The organism is Amycolatopsis sp. NPDC051373, from assembly GCF_040689465.1.
Lineage (GTDB): Bacteria > Actinomycetota > Actinomycetes > Mycobacteriales > Pseudonocardiaceae > Amycolatopsis.
The window spans coordinates 45,308-67,200 of sequence record NZ_JBFBAE010000016.1 but is presented as its reverse complement, the minus strand read 5'-3'; the positions used below and the strand labels follow the sequence as shown (position 1 = coordinate 67,200).

At 71.0% G+C, this 21,893-nt stretch carries 20 protein-coding genes; 7 read left to right on the top strand and 13 right to left on the bottom strand.

Annotation, left to right across the window (positions count from 1 at the left end; all coding sequences use genetic code 11):
- Positions 1-64: 64 nt before the first annotated feature.
- Together AB0383_RS28445 and solA are read left to right on the top strand one after the other, a co-directional pair.
- On the top strand, positions 65-2,344 hold the full coding sequence (locus tag AB0383_RS28445) for an FAD-dependent oxidoreductase (RefSeq protein WP_366188981.1): 2,280 nt from the start codon (positions 65-67) through the stop codon (positions 2,342-2,344).
- Positions 2,341-3,471, top strand: a complete 1,131-nt coding sequence (solA, locus tag AB0383_RS28440) for an N-methyl-L-tryptophan oxidase (RefSeq protein ID WP_364172102.1) — start codon at positions 2,341-2,343, stop codon at positions 3,469-3,471. Before AB0383_RS28445 ends, solA begins: the two co-directional genes overlap by 4 nt.
- Positions 3,472-3,475: 4 nt before the next feature.
- Here the strand turns inward: solA and AB0383_RS28435 are convergent, their stop codons facing one another.
- Together AB0383_RS28435 and AB0383_RS28430 are read right to left on the bottom strand one after the other, a co-directional pair.
- On the bottom strand, positions 3,476-4,126 hold the full coding sequence (locus tag AB0383_RS28435) for a dTMP kinase (protein ID WP_364172104.1): 651 nt from the start codon (positions 4,124-4,126) through the stop codon (positions 3,476-3,478).
- 13 nt (positions 4,127-4,139) lie between these two features.
- Positions 4,140-5,072, bottom strand: coding sequence for an aldo/keto reductase (locus AB0383_RS28430; protein ID WP_366188980.1), 933 nt, complete (start codon positions 5,070-5,072; stop codon positions 4,140-4,142).
- Positions 5,073-5,144: 72 nt separating this feature from the next.
- Between AB0383_RS28430 and AB0383_RS28425 the strand changes: the two genes are divergently transcribed.
- The gene (locus tag AB0383_RS28425) at positions 5,145-5,771 is read left to right on the top strand and encodes a TetR family transcriptional regulator (RefSeq protein ID WP_366188979.1); all 627 of its coding nucleotides are present in this window, start codon (positions 5,145-5,147) and stop codon (positions 5,769-5,771) included.
- Here AB0383_RS28425 and AB0383_RS28420 read toward each other — a convergent pair.
- Positions 5,768-6,151: a hypothetical protein gene (locus tag AB0383_RS28420; protein WP_364172109.1), complete on the bottom strand. Its 384-nt coding sequence runs from the start codon at positions 6,149-6,151 to the stop codon at positions 5,768-5,770. The two genes, AB0383_RS28425 and AB0383_RS28420, sit on opposite strands and share 4 nt — an antisense overlap.
- Positions 6,152-6,392: 241 nt before the next feature.
- Here AB0383_RS28420 and AB0383_RS28415 point away from each other — a divergent pair, with 241 nt between their 5' ends.
- A complete protein-coding gene (locus AB0383_RS28415; protein ID WP_366189037.1) occupies positions 6,393-7,385 on the top strand; it encodes a hypothetical protein in 993 nt (330 codons plus the stop codon).
- A 95-nt stretch (positions 7,386-7,480) separates the two neighbouring features.
- Entirely contained in the window at positions 7,481-7,777 is a 297-nt protein-coding gene (locus AB0383_RS28410; protein ID WP_220244044.1) for a hypothetical protein, read from the top strand.
- A gap of 39 nt (positions 7,778-7,816) precedes the next feature.
- On the opposite strand, the gene AB0383_RS28405 is transcribed toward AB0383_RS28410, so the two are convergent.
- Entirely contained in the window at positions 7,817-8,719 is a 903-nt protein-coding gene (locus AB0383_RS28405) for an acetoacetate decarboxylase family protein (protein WP_366188978.1), read from the bottom strand.
- Positions 8,720-9,018: 299 nt separating this feature from the next.
- Positions 9,019-10,491 (bottom strand): adenosylhomocysteinase, encoded by a 1,473-nt coding sequence (gene ahcY, locus AB0383_RS28400; protein WP_364172113.1) that lies wholly within the window; start codon positions 10,489-10,491, stop codon positions 9,019-9,021.
- 98 nt (positions 10,492-10,589) lie between these two features.
- Between ahcY and AB0383_RS28395 the strand changes: the two genes are divergently transcribed.
- A complete protein-coding gene (locus AB0383_RS28395; RefSeq protein ID WP_366189036.1) occupies positions 10,590-12,863 on the top strand; it encodes a hypothetical protein in 2,274 nt (757 codons plus the stop codon).
- A 95-nt stretch (positions 12,864-12,958) separates the two neighbouring features.
- Here the strand turns inward: AB0383_RS28395 and AB0383_RS28390 are convergent, their stop codons facing one another.
- The 8 genes from AB0383_RS28390 to AB0383_RS28355 all read right to left on the bottom strand — a co-directional run bounded on the left by AB0383_RS28390 (position 12,959) and on the right by AB0383_RS28355 (position 21,271).
- Complete coding sequence (locus AB0383_RS28390; RefSeq protein ID WP_366188977.1) at positions 12,959-13,684, bottom strand: LPXTG cell wall anchor domain-containing protein; 726 nt, start codon at positions 13,682-13,684, stop codon at positions 12,959-12,961.
- 334 nt (positions 13,685-14,018) lie between these two features.
- Entirely contained in the window at positions 14,019-15,569 is a 1,551-nt protein-coding gene (locus tag AB0383_RS28385) for an amino acid permease (RefSeq protein WP_366188976.1), read from the bottom strand.
- Between the two features lie 79 nt (positions 15,570-15,648).
- Positions 15,649-16,563, bottom strand: coding sequence for a cation diffusion facilitator family transporter (locus AB0383_RS28380; protein ID WP_364172119.1), 915 nt, complete (start codon positions 16,561-16,563; stop codon positions 15,649-15,651).
- A gap of 182 nt (positions 16,564-16,745) precedes the next feature.
- Entirely contained in the window at positions 16,746-17,978 is a 1,233-nt protein-coding gene (gene manA / locus AB0383_RS28375; protein WP_366189035.1) for a mannose-6-phosphate isomerase, class I, read from the bottom strand.
- A 107-nt stretch (positions 17,979-18,085) separates the two neighbouring features.
- Positions 18,086-19,180, bottom strand: a complete 1,095-nt coding sequence (locus AB0383_RS28370; RefSeq protein ID WP_364172121.1) for a hypothetical protein — start codon at positions 19,178-19,180, stop codon at positions 18,086-18,088.
- Positions 19,164-19,400, bottom strand: coding sequence for a Trm112 family protein (locus AB0383_RS28365; protein WP_220244051.1), 237 nt, complete (start codon positions 19,398-19,400; stop codon positions 19,164-19,166). Before AB0383_RS28365 ends, AB0383_RS28370 begins: the two co-directional genes overlap by 17 nt.
- An 86-nt stretch (positions 19,401-19,486) precedes the next feature.
- Positions 19,487-20,842 (bottom strand): phosphomannomutase/phosphoglucomutase, encoded by a 1,356-nt coding sequence (locus tag AB0383_RS28360; protein ID WP_364172122.1) that lies wholly within the window; start codon positions 20,840-20,842, stop codon positions 19,487-19,489.
- Positions 20,843-20,917: 75 nt separating this feature from the next.
- Entirely contained in the window at positions 20,918-21,271 is a 354-nt protein-coding gene (locus tag AB0383_RS28355) for a DUF3499 domain-containing protein (RefSeq protein WP_204093559.1), read from the bottom strand.
- Between the two features lie 115 nt (positions 21,272-21,386).
- Between AB0383_RS28355 and AB0383_RS28350 the strand changes: the two genes are divergently transcribed.
- The gene (locus AB0383_RS28350; RefSeq protein ID WP_220244053.1) at positions 21,387-21,815 is read left to right on the top strand and encodes a metallopeptidase family protein; all 429 of its coding nucleotides are present in this window, start codon (positions 21,387-21,389) and stop codon (positions 21,813-21,815) included.
- Positions 21,816-21,893 lie beyond the last annotated feature (78 nt).

Below are 21,893 nucleotides of genomic sequence, written 5' to 3'. Positions count from 1 at the left end.
CAACCTGGCCCGTGCCCGGCGGGTCGTTCGGCGTGCCCGGTGAACCCGGCCAGGAGGTACCGCGATGGCAGCCCGTCCGCGAGTGGTCGTCATCGGCGCCGGGCTCCTCGGCTGCGCACTGGCCGACGAGCTCACCGAACGCGGCTGGACCGACGTCACGGTGCTGGACCAAGGCCGACCGGCGAGCGCCGAAGCGCCGGGCCTGGTGTTCCAGACCGATCCCGACCGCACGCTGACGCGGTTCGCCCAGTACACCGTGGCCAAGTACAGCTCGCTCACGCTCGACGGCGGCTGGTGCTTCCAGCCCGTCGGCGGCCTGGAGCTCGCGACCACGCCGGAGCGGCTCGCCGAGCTCAAGCGGCGCCACGGCTGGGCCACGTCGTGGGGCGTGCGCAGCTACCTGCGCTCGCCGGCCGAGTGCGCCGAACTGCACCCGCTGCTCGACGCGGCGAAGGTGCTCGGCGGGCTCCACACCCCGGGCGACGGCCTGGCGAAACCCCGGCGCGCGGCCTGGGCGCAGGCCCGCCGGGCGACCGGACGCGGGGCGCGTTTCCTGACGGGACAACGGGTTACGGCCATCGAACGCAGTGCCGGGCGCGTGACCGGCGTGGTCACCGGGACCGATCGCTTCCGCGCCGACGTGGTGGTCTCGTGCGCGGGTGCAGGAGCGCCGGAGATCGGACGACTCGTGGAGCTCACCGTGCCGCTCGTGCCCTTGGCGCAGCACTACGCGCGCACCACCGCGCTGCCCTCGCTCGCCGGTGACAACGATGACTTCACCGAGGCGGGCAAGCCGGTCCTGCGCCACGGCGGACTGACCGTGCGCGAGCACGTCGACCGCCTCGGCATCGGCCACGCCGCGCCCCGCACGGCCGAGCCGTTCGCCCGGGCCGACTTCGAGCAGCCCTGGGCCGAGGCCGCGCGCCTGCTGCCCGCGCTGGATGACGCCAAAGTCGAGGACGGCGTGACCAGCCTGGTCGCGGCCACCCCGGACGGCAGGCCGCTGGTCGGCGAGCACCCGGACCTCGACGGTTTCTGGATCGCCGAGGCCGTGGCCTCCTCGCATACCGCCGGCGTCGCGCGTGAGGTGGCGCGGTGGCTCGTCGACGGGCAGCCGCGGCTCGACCTGCACACGAGCGATCTCGCCCGGTTCGAGCGGGCGCAACTCGCGCCGGACCACGTTCGGGAACGCGCGATCCGGACGGTCGCGGGCATACGGCACGACGAGCCGCGGCGGCCGTTGCGCACTTCGCCGTTCTACGAGCGACACGTCGCTTTGGGTGCGTGCTTCGCGGAAACCGGCGGCTGGGAGCGCCCGGTTTGGTTCTCCGCCAACGAAACCCTGTCTGAGCTCTCCCGCGTGCCGTCATCCGGAGCGCGGACAGCGGGTGCGGAGGCGATCGTCGCGCGCGAGCGGGTGGCGGTGTTCGACCTGACCCCGGCGACCCGGCTGGAGATCACCGGACCGGGTGCGCTGCCGTTCCTGCAGACGATGACCACCAACCAGCTCGGCCACACGCCGGGTGCGGTCACGTACACGTTGCTGCTCGGCGAAGACGGTGGTGTCCGCAGTGATCTGACGGTGGCGCGGCTGGGCGCCGCCCGGTTCCACGTCGGGGCGAACAGCGCGCTCGACGTCGACTGGCTGCGCCGCCACCTGCCCGGCGACGGCACGGTGCAGATCCACGAAACCACCGGCGGCACGTGCTGCCTCGGCCTGCGGGGACCGCTCGCGCGGCAGGTTCTCCCAGAACTGTCCACAGTAGACGAAGACGCCTTCGACACGTACGTCGGCAACGTGCCGGTGCTCGCGCTGCGCCCGCCCCACGAACCCGGCTGGGAGCTGCACACCAGCGCGGACCTCGGCCGTCTGCTGTGGGACACGCTGTGGGAAGCCGGGCAGCCGCACGGGATCGTCGCGGCCGGATGCGAGGCTCTCACGAGCTTGCGGCTGGAGGACGGCCGCCGCACGTGGGGCGTCGACTTCACCACGGAGCACGATCCGTACGAGGCCGGGCTCGGGTTCGCCGTGCGGATGGACAAGGGCTACTTCCTCGGCCGCGACGCCTTGCTCGGCCGATCGGCCACCACCGTCGGGCGCACGCTGACGTCCCTGGTCACCGGCGATCTCGTGCTGGGCAGGGAACCCGTGTACTTCGAGGGCCACCCGGCGGGCTACGTCACGAGCGCGGCGCGCGGCTACACCGTCGAAAATAACCTCGCGTACGCGTGGCTTCCCGTCGAATGCGCGAAACCTGGTACACCGGTGGAGATCGAGTACTTCGGCGAACGAGTGCCCGCGGTGGTGGCCGATTCGGCGGAACGGACGAGGAGAACCGCTTGACGCACTACGACGTGATCGTGATCGGCCTCGGCGGCATGGGCAGCGCCGCGGCGTACCGGCTCGCGCAGCGCGGACAACGGGTGCTCGGCATCGACCAGTTCGCGCCCGTGCACAACCTCGGCTCCAGCCACGGCGGTTCGCGCATCACCCGCCAGGCCTACCTCGAAGGTCCCGACTACGTGCCGTTGCTGCTGCGCGCGCACGAGCTGTGGGACGAGGTCGAACGCGATACCGGCCGGCACCTGTTCACGCGCTGCGGCGGGCTGATGGCCGGGCCGCCGGACTCGCGCACGATCACCGGCAGCGTGCTCTCGGCCGAGAAGTTCGACATCCCGCACGAGCTGCTCGACGCGCCGGAGATCCGTCGCCGCTTCCCCACGATGGCCCCGCGCGAGGACGAGGTGGCCCTCTACGAGCCGGGCGCCGGGTTCGTGTCGCCCGAGGGCAGCGTCGCCGCGCACCTGCAGCTGGCCGCGCGCCACGGCGCCGAGCTGCACCACGAGGAGCAGGTGTTCACGTGGAGCACGTCGGAGTCCGGCGTGCGCGTGGGGACGGCGTCGAGCTACTACACGGCTTCGCGGCTGGTGCTGTGCCCCGGCGCGTGGGCGCCGTCGCTGCTGGCCGACCTCGGCGTGGACTTCGAGGTGCAGCGGCAGGTGCAGTACTGGTTCGAACCGGCGGACGCGGCGGCGTTCGCGGCCGACCGGCATCCGGTGTACCTGTGGGAAACCGAGCAGGGCGAACAGTTCTACGGCTTTCCCGCGCACTCACCGCAGGGCGTGAAGGTGGCTTCGCACCTCGCCGGCACGCCGTGCACGGCCGACACGATCGACCGCCGGGTGCACGACGACGAGGTGCGCGCCGTCACCGGCCTCGTCGGCTCGCGGTTGCCGGCGCTGGGCACGTTCCGCCGCGCCGCGACCTGCCTGTACACGAACACGCCCGACGAGGACTTCGTGATCGCGCGGCACCCGGCGCACCCTCGCGTGGTCGTGGCGTGCGGGTTTTCGGGGCACGGCTTCAAGTTCGTGCCGGTGGTCGGGGAGATCGTGGCCGATCTGATCGTCGACGGGAGCACGACGCACCCGATCGCGTTGTTCGACCCGGCACGTTTCGACGAACGCTGACCGCTCAGGACAGCAGCGACTTGGCCAGCGTCGGCAGGTCGACACCGGCCACGCCGTCGAGCACGTGCCACGGCGCGAGCCAGCCGGCCGCGGCCAGCTCGTCGTACACGGCGGCGCAGCGCTGCTGCAGGGCGTCGTCGGATTCGAACGCGTCCCGCGCGCGCTCGCTGTCCGTGGCGGCGCGGCGGACGGCGCGTTCGGCGGCGACCTCAGGGGACACCCGCAGCAGCAGGTGCGCGTCGGGCCGCGGGAGCGCGAAGCGGTCGACCTCGAGGCCCCACACCCAGCGCACGACGTCGCCGTCGGCGTTCTCCCGCAGGCGTGCGGCGGCATACGCGGCGTTGGAGGCGACGTAGCGGTCGAGCAGCACCACGTCGTTGTCCGCCAGCAGCGCGCGGATCTCGTCGGCCGCGCCGCTGCGGTCGAGGGCGTAGAGCAGGGCCATGCCGTAGACGGAGTCGGCGAGGTCGCCGTGGCCACGGTGCAGGGCCTCGCGCACGAGGTCCGCGTGGATGCTGCGGCCGTAACGCGGGAACGCCAGGCTGCCGACCCGCGCGCCCCCGCGCTGCAGCTCAGCGGTGAGCCCGTCCGCGAGGGTGCGCTTGCCGGCACCGTCCAGACCTTCGATCACGACCAGTCGCCCCACGGGGCTCACCCTAGGACAGGCGCTACCGGGACCTCGGCGGGGTGACGCCGTAGGACCAGTTGTGGTCCAGCGCGACCTCGCGCTCGCCGATGACGGTCAGCGCGTCGAGCCGCTTCAGCTCGTCGCCGCTGAGCTCCAGCGACGCGCCGCCGGCGTTCTCCGCCAGCCGGCCGAGGTGCAGCGTGCCCGGGATCGGGACCACGTCCGGCGCCTGCGCGAGCAGCCACGCGAGCGCGACCTGGCCGGGTGCGGCGCCGTGGGCCGCGGCGATGTCGCGCACGGTCTCCACGGCAGCGAGGTTGGCCTCGAACACCTCCCGGGCGAACCGCGGTATCTTGCGCCGGTAGTCGTTCTCGGGCAGTTCGTCGAACGACGTGAGCTTGCCCGTCAGCATCCCGCGGCCCAGCGGGCTGTACGGGACGACGCTGATGCCGAGCTCGCGGCACAGCGGGAACACCTCCTCCTCGATGTCGCGCGACCACAGCGACCACTCGGTCTGCACGGCAGTGATCGGGTGCACGGCGTGCGCGCGGCGGATCGTGTCGGGCGCGGCCTCGCTCAGGCCGAGGTGGCGCACCTTGCCCTCCGCCACGAGCTCGGCCATCGCGCCGACGGTCTCCTCGATGGGCGTGTCCGGGTCCACGCGGTGCTGGTAGTACAGGTCGACGTGGTCGGTGCCGAGCATCCGCAGCGAGTGCTCGATGCGCTCGCGCACGTACTCGGGGCGGCCGTTGATCACCGGTCGCGTGTCCGCGGTCGGGCCTTCGACGATGCCGAACTTGGTCGCCAGCACCACCTTCTCGCGCCGACCGGCGATCGCCTTGCCGATGATCTCCTCGCTGGCGCCGTACCGGTCGGAGGTGTCGACGAGGGTGACGCCGAGATCCAGCGCGCGGCCGATGAGGGCGTCGGCCGTGTCGTCGGTGCGGTCAAGTCCACACCCGTGGACCACCATAAGTCTACGACTGAGGACTTAGCAACCCGCAGTTGTCCCGAAGCCGGGACCAGGGCTCGTACCCTGGCGACCATGAGCCCTGATTCGACGCCGAAGCGCCGGGACCCCGTGGCCACCCGCGCGGCGATCCTGAACGCCGCCCGCAAGGCGTTCACCGAGCACGGCTACGACGGCGCCGGCGTCCGCGAGATCGCCGGCGCGGCCGACGTGGACGCGCGGCTGATCGGCAAGTACTTCGGCTCGAAGGAAGGGCTCTTCGCCGAGGTGGTGGAGGTCGCGTTCGAGAAGTCGATGATGATGACGCCCGAGCTCAACGCCGAGGCGGCGCGCGCCCTGCTGACCGGCGACGACCAGCACACGTCCGACGGACTGCTGCTGACCCTGCGCTCGGTCGCCAACCCGCGTGCGGCGGCGATCATGCGCGAGAGCATCGAGCGCAACTACCAGAGCCGGCTCGCCGACGCCCTCCCCGGAACCGACGCGACCGGCCGCTCGGCACTGCTGATCGCCATCTGCGCCGGGATGCTGCTCAACCGCACGCTGCTCGGTTCGACCGTGTTCACCGGGCCCGACGCCGAAGGCCTGATCCCTTACCTGCACGCGGCGCTCGACGCCGTGGCCGTCGCACCGGACGAGACGGTGGTCGACCGGCGGCCCGGCGGGAGGGACGGCACCGCCGGGCCGGCCGGTACGCCTTAGGCCGCCTCGCGCCGCGCGTGCAGCAGGTAGCCCCCGCCGCCGGTGAGCAGCAGGCCCCCGAGGATGAGCAACGGCAGCCAGCCCGAGTCGTGGTCCTCGGGCGGCGGGGTGTCGCCGCGCGGCAGGACGTCGGCGACGAGGCGGACGGCGTGCGCCTCACCGGTGCCCGACTGCGGGACGAGGTGGGCGTTGCCGACGCCGGAGGGCTGCGCCGCGCTCGCGCCCGGTGCCGACGTCAGCAACGCCATGCCGACGAGCACCACGAGGGCCAGGACCCGGCCCGCGGTGCGTACTCTCTCGATCCGGACCCGGCCACGACGGACGGCCGCCCGGGTGGTGACGGGTAACTGCTCGGCGAACACCGGCACGGACCTCCCCACCCCACGACGTGACCCTCGGTCGTCACAACGGTGAACAGTGCGGTCACGCGGAGCAAGATGCTCTTCCGGTGATCAACGCGTTCCGGGTCAGTCCTGGAACACGGAATGGGCACCCTTGCGTGGCCAACCACCCCGAACGGGGGTCGGAGCGGCTACCGTGCGCTGCTAACGTGAACGTTCCGCGGTGTTCACGGCCGGCGCACGCAGTGATCTCCACACTGGTCTGGTGAAGGGACAAGCGGTGTCTCGAGACGGGGAAGGCGCACTGATCATCGAACCTGTTCGCCGTGGCTCGGGCGATCTGCCCGCGGAGCTGGCCGACGCGTTGCGCACCGGCGAGTTCCACCACGCCCTGCGCACGGCCATCTCGCACCGGGGACTGTCGCTGGCCCGCCTGCGCGCCCACCTGGCGCTGCGCGGCGTCCAGATTGGACAGTCGACGCTCAGCTACTGGCAGCGGGGGCTGCGCCAGCCCGAGGTGCCCAAAGCGTTGCCGGCCGTGCGCGCTCTGGAGTCGGTGCTGCAGCTGCCGTCCGACTCGCTGGTGGTGCTGATCGGCCCGCGCACCGCCCGCCCGCGCGGTCACCAGGCCGCGGTGTCGTTCCACGACCTGCGCTCGGGCGACATGGGCTCGATCGTCGACCAGCTGCTCACCGACCTGGGCGTGCTGCCCTCGTCGAATCACTCCAACGCCGACCTGGAGCTGCTCTCGGTCCACGACCGCATCACGGTCGACGAGCGCCGCCGCCAGGTCAGCATCCGCACGCGCTTGGTCACGCGCGCCCGGCGGCACGGCCCCGACCGCTACGTGACCGTGTACAACGGCGACCCAGGCTGCAAGATCGACGACGTCGAGCTGATCACCGCCGAGGGCTGTCGCGTCGGGCGGATCCGGCGCCACCCCGGCGGCGAGACGATGGCGACCGAGCTGCTCTTCGACCGCAAACTCGGCGAAGGCGACATCCACGTCTTCTGCTTTGAGGTGCGCGACGACTCCAGCGCGTTGTTCCCCGGCTACTACCGCATGCTGCGCGACCAGGCCGCGAGTTACCTGCTGCAGCTGCAGTTCGCGCCCACCGCGATGCCTGCGCGCTGCACCCGCCAGGTCCGCGCGCGCGACGACGCCCTGCCCGTCGAGGCCGAAGAGCTCCCGCTCGACACGGGTGGTGTGACGAGCGGCTACTTCCGCGACGCGGGACCGGGGCTGGCCGGCATCGCCGTCGAGTGGAACTGAGGCGACCGGTGAACAGCCGGGCCCCGACCTGCGTTGACGGGCCCCGATGCCGCGCGCACGATGAGTTTTCGGGGCAGCCTCACCAGGAGCCGGATATGAGTTTCGTGCAAGTCATCGAGTTCAAGACCTCACACCCGGACGAGCTGAACGAGCTCATGGACGAGTGGAAAACCGCGACGCAGGGCAGTCGCACGGCCACCCACGCGGTGGTGATGAGCGACCGCGACAACCCCGGGACGTACATGGAGTTCGTCGAGTTCCCGTCGTACGAAGAGGCGATGCGGAACTCGGAGCTGCCGGAGACCGCGAAGTTCGCCGAGCGGATCGGCAAGCTGTGCGACGGGCCGCCGGTGTTCCACAACCTCGAGGTGATGCGGGACGAACGGCTCTGAGCGGCCGGGCGCCGCGCGGGCGACCCGGCCGCCACCGCGTCAGAGGATGATCAGATCCGTGACGCTGTAGGACAACGAGCCGCGGAAGCCCGCGCCGGTGCGCTGCGGCGCCAGGTCGGCCAGCTCCTCGGCCTGCGCCGGGAAGAACGACAGCTCGCCGGTGCCGGTCCACGTACCGGCCACCTGCGGAGTGTCCAAAACGGACTGCGTCAGCTCGTGCACGGCGGGGTTCTGCTGCTGCCCGGCCGTGAGCCGCGGGAAGTAGCGCAGGTTCACGATCGGCCGCCCCAGCGCCGGGATGGTCGGCGCGGTCTTCTCGAGCGTCACGCGCGCCTCGGCCAGCTGCCGGCCGTTCGACGACAGCGTGGCACCGAACCGGCCGCCGGGGCCGACCACCGGGCCGGCCTGGCTCGGCACGCCGAACGCGCGGGTCTGGTGCACGGCCCCGATCTTCTTCGGGAAGCCCTGGATCCAGCCGCGGGCCAGCGCCTCGTCGTTGTCCACGTAGATGAACGGGCACCACGCCACGGGCGAACCCATGTGCACGGCGTCGAGCAGCACGAGGAACTCGCTGTACTGGCTGCGCACCGGGTCGAGGTACTCGTTGTCACTGGCGGAAAACTGCCAGTCGATGAACAGCGCGTAGCCGTGCCCTGAGCTCGCCGGGTCCGGGTCCAGACCGGTCGGCAGCGACGCGGCCGCCGCGGCCGGCGTGGTCCAGAACTCGACGCCGACCACGTCACCCACGTAGTGCCACGGCGGCGTCGGCGCGAGGTTGGCCACCCCACGGGCGCTGAGCGGATAGCTGTAGCCCTTGAGCCGTTCGTTCACCGGCGTGGTCGTGGCACCCTGGGCGGACGCGGGAGTGCTCATCGCTCCCGCCGCCACCGCGGCCAGCCCTCCGGCGAGCACCCCTCTTCGGCCCACTTCTCCTGCGGACAAGGCAGATCCCCTTCACTTCGACAATCCCCCGGCCGCCGTGTGCGGCCGCTCCTCTTCGAAGGAACCACGGGAGCGCTCCGAACGGGTCCGGACGCGGAGAGGCCGGAGCCCAGGAGGCAGACCCGAAGCGGATCTTCGGGCACATCGGACGTCGTGGACTTGTCATCGATCGGGGAACCGGAGTGCACTACGGGGTGGTCCGAACCAAGCGGGCGTCCACTGTGGATGACAGGCACTGCCAGGACGCCGAAGCGGCGCCCGGAAAACACTCCGGGCGCCGCTTCGGCTGTGCTGACCGCTCAGTAGCGGTAGTGGTCCGACTTGAACGGGCCTTCCACGTCCACGTCGATGTACTCCGCCTGCTCCTTGGTGAGCTTCGTCAGCTCGCCGCCCAGCGCCTGGAGGTGGATGCGCGCCACCTTCTCGTCGAGCTTCTTGGGGAGGCGGAACACCTCCTTGTCGTACTCCTCGTGCTTGGTGAAGAGCTCGATCTGGGCGATGACCTGGTTCGAGAAGCTGTTGGACATCACGAACGACGGGTGGCCGGTCGCGTTGCCGAGGTTGAGCAGCCGGCCCTCGGACAGCACGATGATCGTGTTGCCGTTGGGGAACACCCACTCGTCGACCTGCGGCTTGATGTTGATCCGGTGGATGCCCGGGTAGCGCGCGAGGCCGGCCATGTCGAGCTCGTTGTCGAAGTGGCCGATGTTGCCGACGATCGCCTGGTGCTTCATCTTCGCCATGTGCTCGACCATCACCACGTTCTTGTTGCCGGTGGTGGTGATCACGATGTCGGCCTCGGGCAGCACGTTCTCGAGCGTTTTGACCTGGTAGCCGTCCATCGCCGCCTGCAGCGCGCAGATCGGGTCGATCTCGGTCACGATCACGCGCGCGCCCTGGCCGCGCAGCGACTCGGCCGCGCCCTTGCCGACGTCGCCGTAACCGCAGACCACGGCGACCTTGCCGCCGATGAGCACGTCCGTGCCGCGGTTGATGCCGTCGATCAGCGAGTGGCGGATGCCGTAGCGGTTGTCGAACTTCGACTTGGTCACGGCGTCGTTCACGTTGATCGCCGGGAACAGCAGCTCACCCGCGGCGGCCAGCTGGTAGAGCCGCAGCACGCCGGTGGTGGTCTCCTCGGTGACGCCGCGGATGCCCGCGCCGATGGTGGTCCACTTGGAGTTGTCGGCAGCGACAGACGCGCGGACCAGCTCCAGGAAGACCTTCCACTCGTCCGAGTCGTCCTCGTCGGCGGGCGGCACGACGCCGGCCTTCTCGTACTCGGTGCCCTTGTGGACGAGCATGGTGGCGTCGCCGCCGTCGTCGAGGATCATGTTCGGACCCTCACCGTCCCAGGTGAGCATCTTCTCGGTGCACCACCAGTACTCCTCCAGCGACTCACCCTTCCAGGCGAACACCGGTACGCCCTTGGGCTCCTCGGTGGTGCCGTGCGGGCCGACGACCACGGCGGCGGCCGCGTGGTCCTGCGTGGAGAAGATGTTGCACGAGGCCCAGCGGACCTCGGCACCCAGCGCCACCAGCGTCTCGATGAGGACAGCGGTCTGCACGGTCATGTGCAGCGACCCGGAGATCCGCGCGCCCCGCAAGGGGTAGACCTCGGCGTACTCACGGCGCAGCGACATCAGGCCCGGCATCTCGTGCTCGGCGAGGCGGATCTCCTTGCGGCCGAACTCGGCGGCCTCGAGGTCGGCGACGGCGAACTCGATGCCGCCCCGGGTGTCGTGCCGCTTGGCAACGCTTTCGGGGGTCATAGTGCGGTTCCTCCAAGGATTGATGGCATCTGAACAGTACCGTTGTCGGCTTGACGTCCCCCCGACCGGCTTAGGAGACCCTTACCGTGCCCGCCCCGCTGCCCGGCCCCGACACCCGCATCGTCGAGCTCAGGGTGGCCGGACTCGCGGGCACGAGCGGCGAGACGCTGCTGGACGCCGTGGCCACCGTCGACGTCGCCGGCGACGGGATCGGCAGGGTCGTGCGCCCGGCGGACCGGCTGCGGCGCCCGGCCCCCGGTCCGATGGTGCCCGCGCTGGGCCGGTCCATCCCACGCACACTCGAAGGATACCTGTGGAGCCGCATGACCTCGGGCGGCGCCGCCAAGGCCACGTGGGCGCTGCTGTTCCCGTTCTCGCTGGCCAACGTCGCGTTCTGGATGCTGCCGCCGGTGCACCGCGCCCGGTGGCTCGGCGGGCTGTGCCGCGGGCTGCTGCGCGTGGTCGCCGTGCTGCTCACGATGCTGCTGATCGGGCAGGTCGCCGCGACCGTGCTCGACCTGTTCGCCACGCAATGCCTCGCGCCGGGCAGCGGCTGTCTGCCGTGGGTGCCGTCGTGGCTGCGCTCGGACCCGGCGCGGCTGACGATCGGCGTCGCCGTCCTGTTCGCGCTGATCCTCTTGCTGCACCGGATCTCGTCGTCGAACTGGCAGGTCAAGGCCCCTGAGCCGCGCGCCCGGCGCGGCTCGCCGCTGCAACTGCTCGCCGACCCGGAGGCACCCGGGATGTCCGCGACGCACACGGTCGCGGCCCTGGCCTGCGTCGCGTTGCTGCTGCTCGGCGGACCGCTGCACGTGCCCGACGACGTGCCCCGGTTGATCGGCTGGATCTGCGGGCTGGGGCTGGCGGTCGCGGTGATCGTCGGCGCGGCGATCGGGAGCGACCCCGGACGCATCGCCCGGCGCACGCTGATGACCTTCGCAGCGGCGCTGGTGGTTTTCGCGGCGGTGCTCGCCGCGCCGCTGCCCGCGCGCGGCGGCCTGCGCGGCACCGACGGCACGGTCGAAGGACTCGGCGCGGCGCTGGTCGCGATCACCGTCCTGTTCGCGCTGGCCCTCGTGCCGATGGCGCTGCTCGCGCGAACGACCTGGAAGACGCGGCCGAAACGGCTGCGTCCGTGGCTCGGCGGCTGGGCGGCGGCGCCCGTCGTCACGCTCGCGGGCCTGCTCGGCGGTGGCTTCGGCGCCGGGCTGGGCATCGCCGTCCGGCGGCTGCTGGGCACGGGCGGGCTGCGGCTGCCCGACACCTACGAGCTGATCACCGTGCTGTGGGGCGCCGGGCTCGCGTTGATCGCGGTGCTCGCCGTGGCCGGGTACGCGATCGCGGTGCCGCTGCGCCGGCGTCGCCGCGGGATCCCGGCGCTGGTCGAACTGGTGCAGCTCAACGCCAAGCAGGAGAAGGTCGCAGCTCGCGCGTGGGCCCGCTCCGCGTGGGAACGCCGGCACCTGCACCAGCTGGCGATGATCGTGGCCATCGGGCTCGGCGTCGCCGGGCTCGCGTTGCTGGTCGTGCGCTTCGGCTTCGACCTGCGGCCAGCGTGGTTCACGCCGGTGTCGGCCATCGGTGTGTTCGCGCTCGGCGGGTTCGCGGCGGGCCTGCTGCGGGTGGTCTACTCCGCTGCGCGCACACCGGAACGCAACCGGCACCTCGGCGCGCTGTCGGACCTCGTGTCGTTCTGGCCGCGCGCGGCGCACCCGACCGTGCCGCCGTGTTACGCGCTGAAGGTCGTGCCCGAACTGGCCGAACGCGTGAAGGAGCACCTCACCGAACCGGGCACGCGCGTGGTCCTGTCCGGACAGAACCTCGGCAGCCTGCTCACCGTGCTCACGGCCGCGCGCCTGTTCACGGATCTGACCCCCGACGAACGCGACCGCGTCGGCCTGCTCACCGCGGGGTCGCCCCTGCAATGGGGTTACCAGCGCGCGTTCCCCGCGGTGCTGCCACAGGATTCGCTCGCGACGCTGTTCGGCGACCTCGACGGCCGCTGGCGCGCGCTGTGCCGCGGCACGGACATCTTCGGCGGCGGCGTCACGACCTGGCGGCACAACGTTTCCGGCCGCCACCTCATCGGCGACGGCTACCTGCCCGAGGGCGGCTCGGGCGCGCTCGAAGCGACACCCGAGGAGTCCGGCGTGCTCGTGCTCGGCGGCGACCACTGGCTGCCCGACCCGTTGCGCGCGCCCGATGGCCGCCACCGCTGGGCCCCGGGCGTGCTCAAGCACACCGACTACCTGGCCGACGCCGAATGGGACCAGGCGCTCGCGATGGCCGCGGGGCTCGGCCGCCCGAGCGGACGCTCGCGTCTGCTCGGCGAGCAGGGCTCGCTGTTCGGCGACCTGCCCCGCCCGCGTTGAAAACCCTTGTGCGGTAACAAAAAGACCGGAGGGGATCCCCACCCGTGGGCAAACGGGCGAGGATCCCCTCCGGTTTCAGGAACCCGAAAAGCAGATCAGTTGGTGCTGCGGCGGCGGAACTTCAGCAGCGCGAGCAGGCCACCGCCGACGACGAGCAGCGCGGCGGCGATGTAGATCAGCCACGCGTTGTCGAAGCCGGTGTTGGCGAGCTGGCCGCCGGTGCCACCGGTCTCGTTGCCGGCCGGGGCGGCGACAACGGCCGAGGTGCTGGCGGGCGCCTCAGTCGGGGCGGCCTGAGACGTGGTCGGCACCGACGAGGTTTCGGTCGGCTGCGTGGTCGGCGTCTCCGCCGGCTTGGTCGGCTGCGTCGTCTCAGTCGGCTGCGTCGTCTTGCCGATACAGGCGAACCAGTGGCTGATCGTCGCCTGCTGGCCACCACCGTTCAGCGGCGAGCGGAGCTTCTCCCACGGCGGGGTGGTCGCGAGGTCGCGCTTGCCGGGCTCGTAGACGTTGTACCCATCGCCGCCCTTGACGACGATGGCCTCGACGGTGACACCGTCGGCGACCTTCGTGATGTTGAGGTACTTGTCCTTGCTGGTGCCACCGGTGAAGGTGAAAACCGTCGCGGCGTCCTCCTGCTTCACCAACGTGCCCGGCAGGTGCGCGCCGGCGCAGGTCGTGACGTTCGCGCCGACCGGGTTCGCGCGGGTGTCGTCGGAGTGGCACGCCAGCGCGGCGGTGGCAGTGCCCAGCAGCGCCAAGCCGGTGACGGCAGCGACTGTCAGACCTGCGCGAAGGGGTCGTCTGGTGATCGTGGGCATTCAGAAAGCTCCTGTACCGAACGGGGGATACGAGCGAAGAATTGTGCACTCCCAGTGAGGATCGAAACCACTTACCGTATGAATCACACACGAGTGATTAACCCACCAGAAGGAAGCAGAGCCGGACGGTATCGCATACCGCTCACCCGATCACCCTGCGTTCGAGAGCGTGATCCAAACCGAGACGCGGAGGTGACCTTCTCGTGATAATTCTGACTTAGATGACAACTCGGCAACCTCACGCAACCTTCCCGCACTACGGTGATTCCCCAGGTCAGGGACGCGAAACGGCCCGCCGCCCCGGGTGGGACGACGGGCCGTAACGAGCAGTGGTTCAGTCCTCTGAAGGTGTCGAAGACTCCGACGAAGCGGACTTCGCAGCCGGTTCCTCACCGGTGGCGATCCGCTTGCCGAGCAGCGAGTGGCGCCGGCTGTAGACGAAGTAGATGACGACCCCGAGAACCATCCAGGCGATGAACCGCAGCCAGGTCAGCACCGTCAGGTTCAGCATCAGCCACAGGCACGCGAGAATCGCCAGGATCGGGATCAGCGGTACCGCCGGCACGCGGAACGCGCGCGGCAGGTCCGGTCGCGTCCGGCGCAGCACCAGCACACCCGCCGACACGAGGATGAACGCGAACAGCGTGCCGACGTTCACCATCTCCTCGAGCTTGTCGGCCGGGAAGAATGTGGCTGCCAGGGCCACCAGGCCGCCGACGAGCAGCGTCGCGCGCTTCGGGGTGCCGTGGCCGCCGGTCTTGGCCAGCCCGCGCGGCATGAGCCCGTCGCGCGACATCGCGAAGATGATCCGCACCTGGCCGAGCATCAGCACCATCACCACGGTCGTGAGGCCCGCCAGCGCGCCGACGGAGATGATGTTCGCGGCCCAGTCGACGCCGTTGACGGAGAAGGCTGTGGCGAGCGTCTTGTGGCTGCCGTCGCCCGCCTCGGTCGCCAGGTCGGTGTAGGGCACCATGCCAACGACCACGAGCGAAACGGCCACGTACAGCACCGTGACGATGGCCAGCGAGCCGAAGATGCCACGCGGCACGGACTTCTGTGGGTTGCGCGTCTCCTCCGCGGTGGTTGCCACGATGTCGAACCCGATGAACGCGAAGAACACCAGCGACGCACCGGCCAGCAGACCGAAGATGCCGAACACGCTGCCGCCGCCACCCAGGATCACCGAGAACAGCGACTGGTCGACCCCACTGTCGCCCGGGCCGCCGGGCTTGGCCTCCGGGATGAACGGCGTGTAGTTCGCGCCCTTGATGTAGAAGACGCCGAGGATGATCACGAACAGCACCACGGCGACCTTGATCCCCGTGATCACCATGGAGAACCGCGAAGACAGCTTCGTGCCGATGGCCAGCAGCGTCGTCAGCACGACCACGACCGCCAGCGCACCCCAGTCGATGGTGACCCAGCCGAGATCGAACGTGGTCTTGGCGCCCTCGCCTAAGAGGTAACCGAGCACCGTCTCGAGGTAGACCGACCAGCCCTTCGACACGGCGGCCGCGCCCACCGCCAGCTCCAGGATCAGGTCCCAGCCGATGATCCACGCCATGAACTCGCCGAACGTGGCGTAGGAGAAGGTGTACGCGCTGCCCGCGACCGGCACGGTCGAGGCGAACTCGGCGTAGCAGAGCGCCGCCAGCGCGCACGCGATCGCAGCGCACACGAACGCGACCGACACCGACGGGCCGGAGAAGTCACCCGCCGTACGCGCGGTGAGCGTGAAGATGCCCGCGCCGATGACGACCGCGACGCCGAACACGGTCAGATCCCAAGCGCTCAGGTTTCTTCGGAGCTTGGTATCTGGCTCGTCGGTGTCCGCCATGGACTGCTCGATCGACTTCGTGCGCCACAAACCCTGCCCGGGCACAGTGACCTCCAGTTGACCTGCGTGGAAACGGGAGAATCACCCTAACGCGGCAAACAGGAGGCTGCGCGGTGGGAGTTGATCACCGTGCGTCGCGGTCGAGGTCCGGTTCGAGGTAGATGAGCGACGCGACGGGGACCTTCGCGCGCACGCGGGCCTCGGCGTCGTCGATGGCCAGGGCGACTTCGGACGTGTCCAGGCCCGGCACCAGCGCGAGCTTGGCGGCCACGAGCAGCTCGTCGGGGCCGAGGTACTGCGTGCGGATGTGGATCACGCGCTCGACCTTGCCTGCGGCCAGCTCGTCGACGATCGCCTCGAGGTCGGTGTCCGTCGCGCCCTCGCCGATGAGCAGGCTTTTCATCTCGACGATGAGGATCACCGCGATCACGCCCAGCAGCAGGCCGATCATCACGGTGCCGATGCCGTCCCACACCGGGTCGCCGGTGAGCGTGGACAGGCCGACGCCGAGCAGCGCGAACACCAGGCCGATGAGCGCGCCCGTGTCCTCCAGCAGCACGACGGGCAGCTCGGGTTCCTTGGCCTGGCGGATGAAGCGCCACCAGCCGGCGTTGCCCTTGATCTTCCGCGACTCGCCGATGGCGGTGTAGAAGCTGTAGCCCTCCAGGCAGATCGCGACCAGCAGGATGATCACGGCCACGATCGGCGATTCGAGCGGCTCGGGTTCGATGATCTTGTGGATGCCCTCGTACAGCGCGAAGGCCGAACCGAGCGTGAACAGCATCAGCGCGACGATGAACGAGTAGAAGTACCGCTCCCGGCCGAAACCGAAGGGGTGTTCCTTCGTGGCGCGCCGGCGCGAAGTCTTCTGCCCGAGCAGCAGCAGGCCCTGGTTGGACGTGTCGGCCAGCGAGTGCACCGACTCCGCCAGCATCGACGACGAGCCCGTGACCAGGAACCCGACGAACTTCGCCACCGCGATCCCGGCGTTGGCCGCGAGCGCCGCGATGATCGCCTTGGTACCGCCACCTGCTGACACGGCGTGCTCCCCTGCCTGTTGCGCAATGGATTCCCGAAATGCCCGATCGGGAGCCTAGAGGACCGATCATCACGCCGTCGCTTCGGCCATGTGAACGTTTAGTGCTCGAACCACACGAACCGTGAAGGGCACCCTGCCGGACGCGGAGTCCCTCAAGGTGCCCTTCACGGCAACGTCGGAAGTCAGTCTTCGCAGGTCCCGGCGGTGGCGCGGAACAGCTGGGCCGGCCGGCCCGCGAGCGGGCGAACCGAGACGGCCGGATCGGCCGCGGGGAGCCACACCGACTGGCCGCGCAGCAGCTCGACCTGCTCCCCGTCGTCGGCCGTCACGAGCAGGTCGCCGTCGGTGCAGAGCAGGATCTGCGGGCCGGTGCAGTCGACCACGAGCTCGGTGTCGTCGCCGGCCTCCCACTGCATGCGCGAGAGCTCGAACTCCGGCGCGTCCGTGTGGTAGACGGCCATGCCCCGGCCCGCGCATTCGCCTTGCTGTACAGGCATCTCGCCGCACGCGAAGTCGACCACCCGCAGGAGCTCCGGCACGTCCACGTGCTTTGGCGTGAGGCCGCAGCGAAGGATGTTGTCGGAGTTGGCCAGGATCTCCACGGCGGTGCCGGACAGGTAGAGGTGCAGGTTGCCGGCCGGCAGGTAGATCGCCTCGCCCGCGCGCAGCGTGAGGCGGTTGAGCAGCAGCGCGGCCAGCACCCCGGCGTCACGCGGGTGCGCTTCACCCAGCTCCAGGATGGTCCGGCACTCCACGCCGAACTCGCCGTGGTCGGCGATGTGGCGCACGCACGCGTCGAGAACCTCGGGCAGCAGCTCGTCGAGCGAGGCCTGCGGCAGCGTGATCCACGTGGTGAACAACGCGCGCAGCCCCGCCGGGTCCGGCTGCGCTTCGAGCAGGCCGGTGTACTTCGCCAGCCCCGGCGTCTCGACGGCCTTGAGCAGTTTCACCGTGCGCTGCGGGTCGCGGAACCCGGCCAGCGCGTGGAACTCCGTGAGCGCGCAGACGAGCTCGGGTTTCGCCGTCGGGTCCGGGTAGTTGCGGTTGGGCGCGTCGCGCGGGATGCCGAGGCGCTCCTCGCGTTCGTGCCCCTCGGCGGCCTGCGCGGCCGACGGGTGCGCCTGCATCGACAGCGGCTCCTCGGCCGCCAGGATCTTCAGCAGGAACGGCAGGCGGCCGCCCCAGCGCTTCGCGCAGCGTTCGCCGAGCTGGCCGACCGGATCGGCGTCCACGAGCTCCAGCAGGCTCCGTTCGGTGCCGTCCGGGGCGAGCACGCGGGAGGGGTCGCCCGGGTGGGCACCCATCCACAGCTCGGCCTCGGGGTGCGGCGCCGGCACCGGACGTCCCTGCAGCTGCGGGATCGCGGTGCGCGATCCCCACGCGTAGGGCCGTACGGCGTTGCGCAACAGCTCCACTGTCACCTCAACTCCCAATCCTTCCCATCGACCGGAGCCGATGTCGTGCGGGCGGTGCCGTCCCCACGGCGCCCGTCCGCACTTCCTCCCCCTGATCCCGTGAGCCGTCAGGCGGTGGCCGGCTCGTATCTCCCGGCGCCACCGATGCTGCCCGCCGCGAGCCCGAGGTACACCGCGGCGAGCTCGAACCGCAGCGCGAGCACCGCGGCCCGGACGATCTCGTCCGCTTCGAACTCCTCGGCCGGCGCGATCACGTCCGCGTCCGGGAGGAACTCCTCGGCCTGGAAGCGGGCCGCCTCGGCGGCGGGCCCGGTCCGCACCGAGACCAACAGCACCCTCGTGGCGGTTCCACCGGGTGAGTCGTCCGGATCGGCGAAGATGTCACGCTCTTGGCCGCCCGATTGCGCAACTCTGCGAAGCGCGGGCCGCGCAAGCGCTTGCCTGAAGTCCTCGGCGTCGCACACCACGCCCGAGTGAGCCGCGAACGCGTGCGCCGCGTGCTCCGCGACGGCCACCGCCACGGGGTCGAGACCCCACAGCAGCGGCACGCGGTCGGCCACGCGCAGCGCGAGCGCCTTCGCCGGGTTCGCGAACGACTCGCGCGCGAGGTAGTCCTTCTCGGCTTCGAGGTCGAGCTGGTCGGCCAGGGCCTGCACGTCGGCCACCAGCAGGCCCAGCGCGTTGGCCGTGAGCAGCCCGGCGGCGAGCCCCCGCGGGAACGCGAGCTCCGGCGGCACGGGGATGCGCGGCGCGAGCAGCACGCCCTTGCCGGCCACCGAAGCGGCGACAGGACCCTCCGCCGGAGCGGAGAGCACCACGGTCGCACCGAACCGGGCCGCGCGCTCCAGTGATGCGGCCAGCTCGCGGTCACCCGCGTCGTCGGTGTGCGCGAACACCACGTCGAGCGCGCCGATCCACGACGGCACGATCTCGGCCACCACGACCGGCACCGGGCACGTCGGCGCGAGCAGCGCCGCCAGCAGCCGCGTGAGCGTGCGGCTGACGCCAGGCCGGTCGATGAGCACCAGCGAACGCGGGCGCCCCAGGTCGAGCCGGTCGCTCAGCTCCAGCTCGGCCGCGGCCTCGGCGGTGGCCCGCACCTGCGCCCCGGCCATGGCGGCGGCACGCAGCAGCCCCGCGCTGTCGGCCTCGGCCAGGCGCGCGGGATCGTCGAGCAGCGAATCGTCAAGCACTGTCGGCATGGCTGTCATCCGGCTCACCGGGAGTGTGGTCACCACTGAGTACCGCTTCGTCGAGAAGCAGCACGGGAATCCCGTCACGGACCGGGTACACCCGGCCGCACTCGGTACAGGTCAGCGCTTCGGCATCCGCGTCGTCCGGCGTGCCGGGACGCAGCGGTGCGTGATCCGGCGACGGGCACGCGAGGATCTCGAGCAGCTGGGCGTCAAGCGTGATGGCCATGGTTCCTCCATACCACGCGTAGGTGGGTCGCAACGGCACCTTCCGGACACAGTTCGCCTCGGTCGGTCCCCATCAGCGTGCCTTGCTCAGCCCCGGACAATTGCCAGTACATCGTCGGTCAGCGCCTCGACCGCGGCGCGGTCGGCGGCCTCCACGTTGAGCCGCAGCAGCGGCTCGGTGTTCGACGGGCGCAGGTTGAACCAAGCGCCGCCCGGAAGCTGCACGGTCAGGCCGTCGAGCTCGTCGATCTCGACGCCCGATTTGTCCGCGTACGCGTCCTTCACCGCGAGCATGCGCGCGACCTGGTCGGACACGGTCGAGTTGATCTCGCCCGAGGCCGCGTAGCGCGAGAAGTCCTGCGTGAGCGCGGACAGCGGGCCGTCCTGCTCGCCCAGCGCCGCGAGCACGTGCAGCGCCGCCAGCATGCCGGTGTCGGCGCGCCAGAAGTCGCGGAAGTAGTAGTGCGCGGAGTGCTCGCCGCCGAAGATCGCGCCGGTGCGGGCCATCTCCGCCTTGATGAACGAGTGGCCCACGCGCGTGCGCACGGGCTTGCCGCCGTGCTCGGAGACGATCTCCGGCACGCCCTTCGACGTGATCAGGTTGTGGATGACCGTGCCGCCCGGCTCCTTGGCCAGCTCGCGCACGGCGACCAGCGCCGTGATCGCGCTCGGCGAAACGGGCTCGCCACGCTCGTCGACCACGAAGCAGCGGTCGGCGTCGCCGTCGAAGGCCACGCCGGCGTCGGCGCCGACCTCGCGGACCTTGGCCTGCAGGTCGACGATGTTGGCCGGGTCCAGCGGGTTGGCCTCGTGGTTCGGGAAGGTGCCGTCGAGCTCGAAGTACATCGGCACGACCTCGATCGGCAGCCCGGCGAACACCGTGGGAACGGTGTGGCCGCCCATGCCGTTGCCGGCGTCGACCACGATCTTCAGCGGCCGCGAGTGCGTGAGGTCGACGAGGTTGCGCAGGTAGGCGGCGTAGTCGCCCAGCACGTCGCGCTCGCTCACGCTGCCGGTCTTGCCCTCGAACGCAGGCACGCCCTGCTCGACGGTGTCGCGGATCTCCGCGAGCCCGGTGTCCTGCCCGACGGGGCTGGCGCCCGCGCGGCACATCTTGATGCCGTTGTACTTCGCGGGGTTGTGGCTGGCGGTGAACATCGCGCCCGGCATGTTCAGCGAGCCGGAGGCGAAGTACAGCTCGTCCGTGCTGCACAGGCCGATCGACACGACGTCGAGGCCCTGCGAGGTCACGCCTTCGGCGAACGCCGACGACAGCTGCGGGGACGAGTCACGCATGTCGTGGCCGATCACCACCGAGGGCGACTCGGCCTTGATGAGCAGCGCGAACGCGGCACCGAAGTCGCGTACCAGTGACGCGTCGAGCTGCTCGCCGACCACGCCTCGGATGTCGTAGGCCTTCACGATGCCCGAAAGATCTGGCACGCCGTCTCCCCGCCGTCAGTTTCTCGTCGCGGCGCCGGTCGCGCCGCGCGGAAAGCCTACCGGCGGGAGCGGGGCTCAGGCGCGCCCGGGGAGCACGCGGAGGTGGCCGCGCCTGCCGGACGGGCCCTCCGGCTCGGGCGGCGGCGCCGGCCGGTCCGAGCGGCCCGCCTCGCGGACGGCCTCGGCCAGCGCGGTCAGCTCGTCGGCCGACTGCTCCGGAGTCGCGAACGTGCCCTCGTGGCGCACGACTTCCCAGCCCTTCGGCACGGTCAGCCGCAGCGCATGGGCCTCGCACAGGTCGTACGAATGCGGCTCAGAGGCGGTGGCGAGGGGACCGACGACGGCAGTGGAATCGCTGTACGCATACGTGAGCGTGGCGACAGCGGGCTCTGGACAACCCGTTCGCGAACATTTCCGTACGCTCCGCACGATCCAGAACGATAGCGCGTCGCCGCAAGGGGCCCCCGGCGACACGCGCGTGACGCGCGTGACCGCATAGACTTGCGCGGTGGCGACGGCTCGTGATTACCGACAGCGGCAGCGAATGCGGAGGGACCGGCACGGCCGGGGCCTGCGCGGAGCGCTCTACCCCGCGTCCCTGCCCGCCGCCGCGAGCCGGGCGGAGAAGTTCGACGCGCTCGTGCTCGACGCGCTGGAACCCATCGAAGCGCGCTGGCGCCACGAGCTGACCAAGCTCGACGTGGCGGTGGACGAGGTCCCCGAGGTGCGCCCGGACGGCCGCGCGCCGGCCGAAGGCGTGCTCCACGACGGCTCCGTGCCCCTGTCGCGCCTGGTCCCGGCCGGGGTCGACCGAGCAGGGCTGCCGACTCGCGCGCGGATCGTGCTCTACCGGCGGCCGCTCGAGGCGCGCGCCAAGGACCCGGGTGAGCTGGCGGAGCTCGTGCATGACGTGCTGGTGGAGCAGGTCGCGGGCTACCTCGGCGTCGAACCGGACGTGATCGAAGGCGACTGAGTTGATGGGGGCTGGTGCCCCGTCGTAGGTGGTCCGGTCGGGTGGACCGGCTGTGCCGGACGGTGGCCCGGCCCTGCG

What these genes read in the sequence shown, in the direction of transcription:
- AB0383_RS28445 (WP_366188981.1), top strand. Translation starts at nt 65, where the DNA reads ATGGCAGCCCGTCCGCGAGTGGTCGTCATCGGCGCCGGGCTCCTCGGC.
- AB0383_RS28430 (WP_366188980.1), bottom strand. Translation starts at nt 5,072, where the DNA reads ATGGTGGTCCACGGGTGTGGACTTGACCGCACCGACGACACGGCCGAC.
- AB0383_RS28425 (WP_366188979.1), top strand. Translation starts at nt 5,145, where the DNA reads ATGAGCCCTGATTCGACGCCGAAGCGCCGGGACCCCGTGGCCACCCGC.
- AB0383_RS28410 (WP_220244044.1), top strand. Translation starts at nt 7,481, where the DNA reads ATGAGTTTCGTGCAAGTCATCGAGTTCAAGACCTCACACCCGGACGAG.
- ahcY (WP_364172113.1), bottom strand. Translation starts at nt 10,491, where the DNA reads ATGACCCCCGAAAGCGTTGCCAAGCGGCACGACACCCGGGGCGGCATC.
- AB0383_RS28390 (WP_366188977.1), bottom strand. Translation starts at nt 13,684, where the DNA reads ATGCCCACGATCACCAGACGACCCCTTCGCGCAGGTCTGACAGTCGCT.
- AB0383_RS28370 (WP_364172121.1), bottom strand. Translation starts at nt 19,180, where the DNA reads ATGCCGACAGTGCTTGACGATTCGCTGCTCGACGATCCCGCGCGCCTG.
- AB0383_RS28365 (WP_220244051.1), bottom strand. Translation starts at nt 19,400, where the DNA reads ATGGCCATCACGCTTGACGCCCAGCTGCTCGAGATCCTCGCGTGCCCG.
- AB0383_RS28350 (WP_220244053.1), top strand. Translation starts at nt 21,387, where the DNA reads ATGCGGAGGGACCGGCACGGCCGGGGCCTGCGCGGAGCGCTCTACCCC.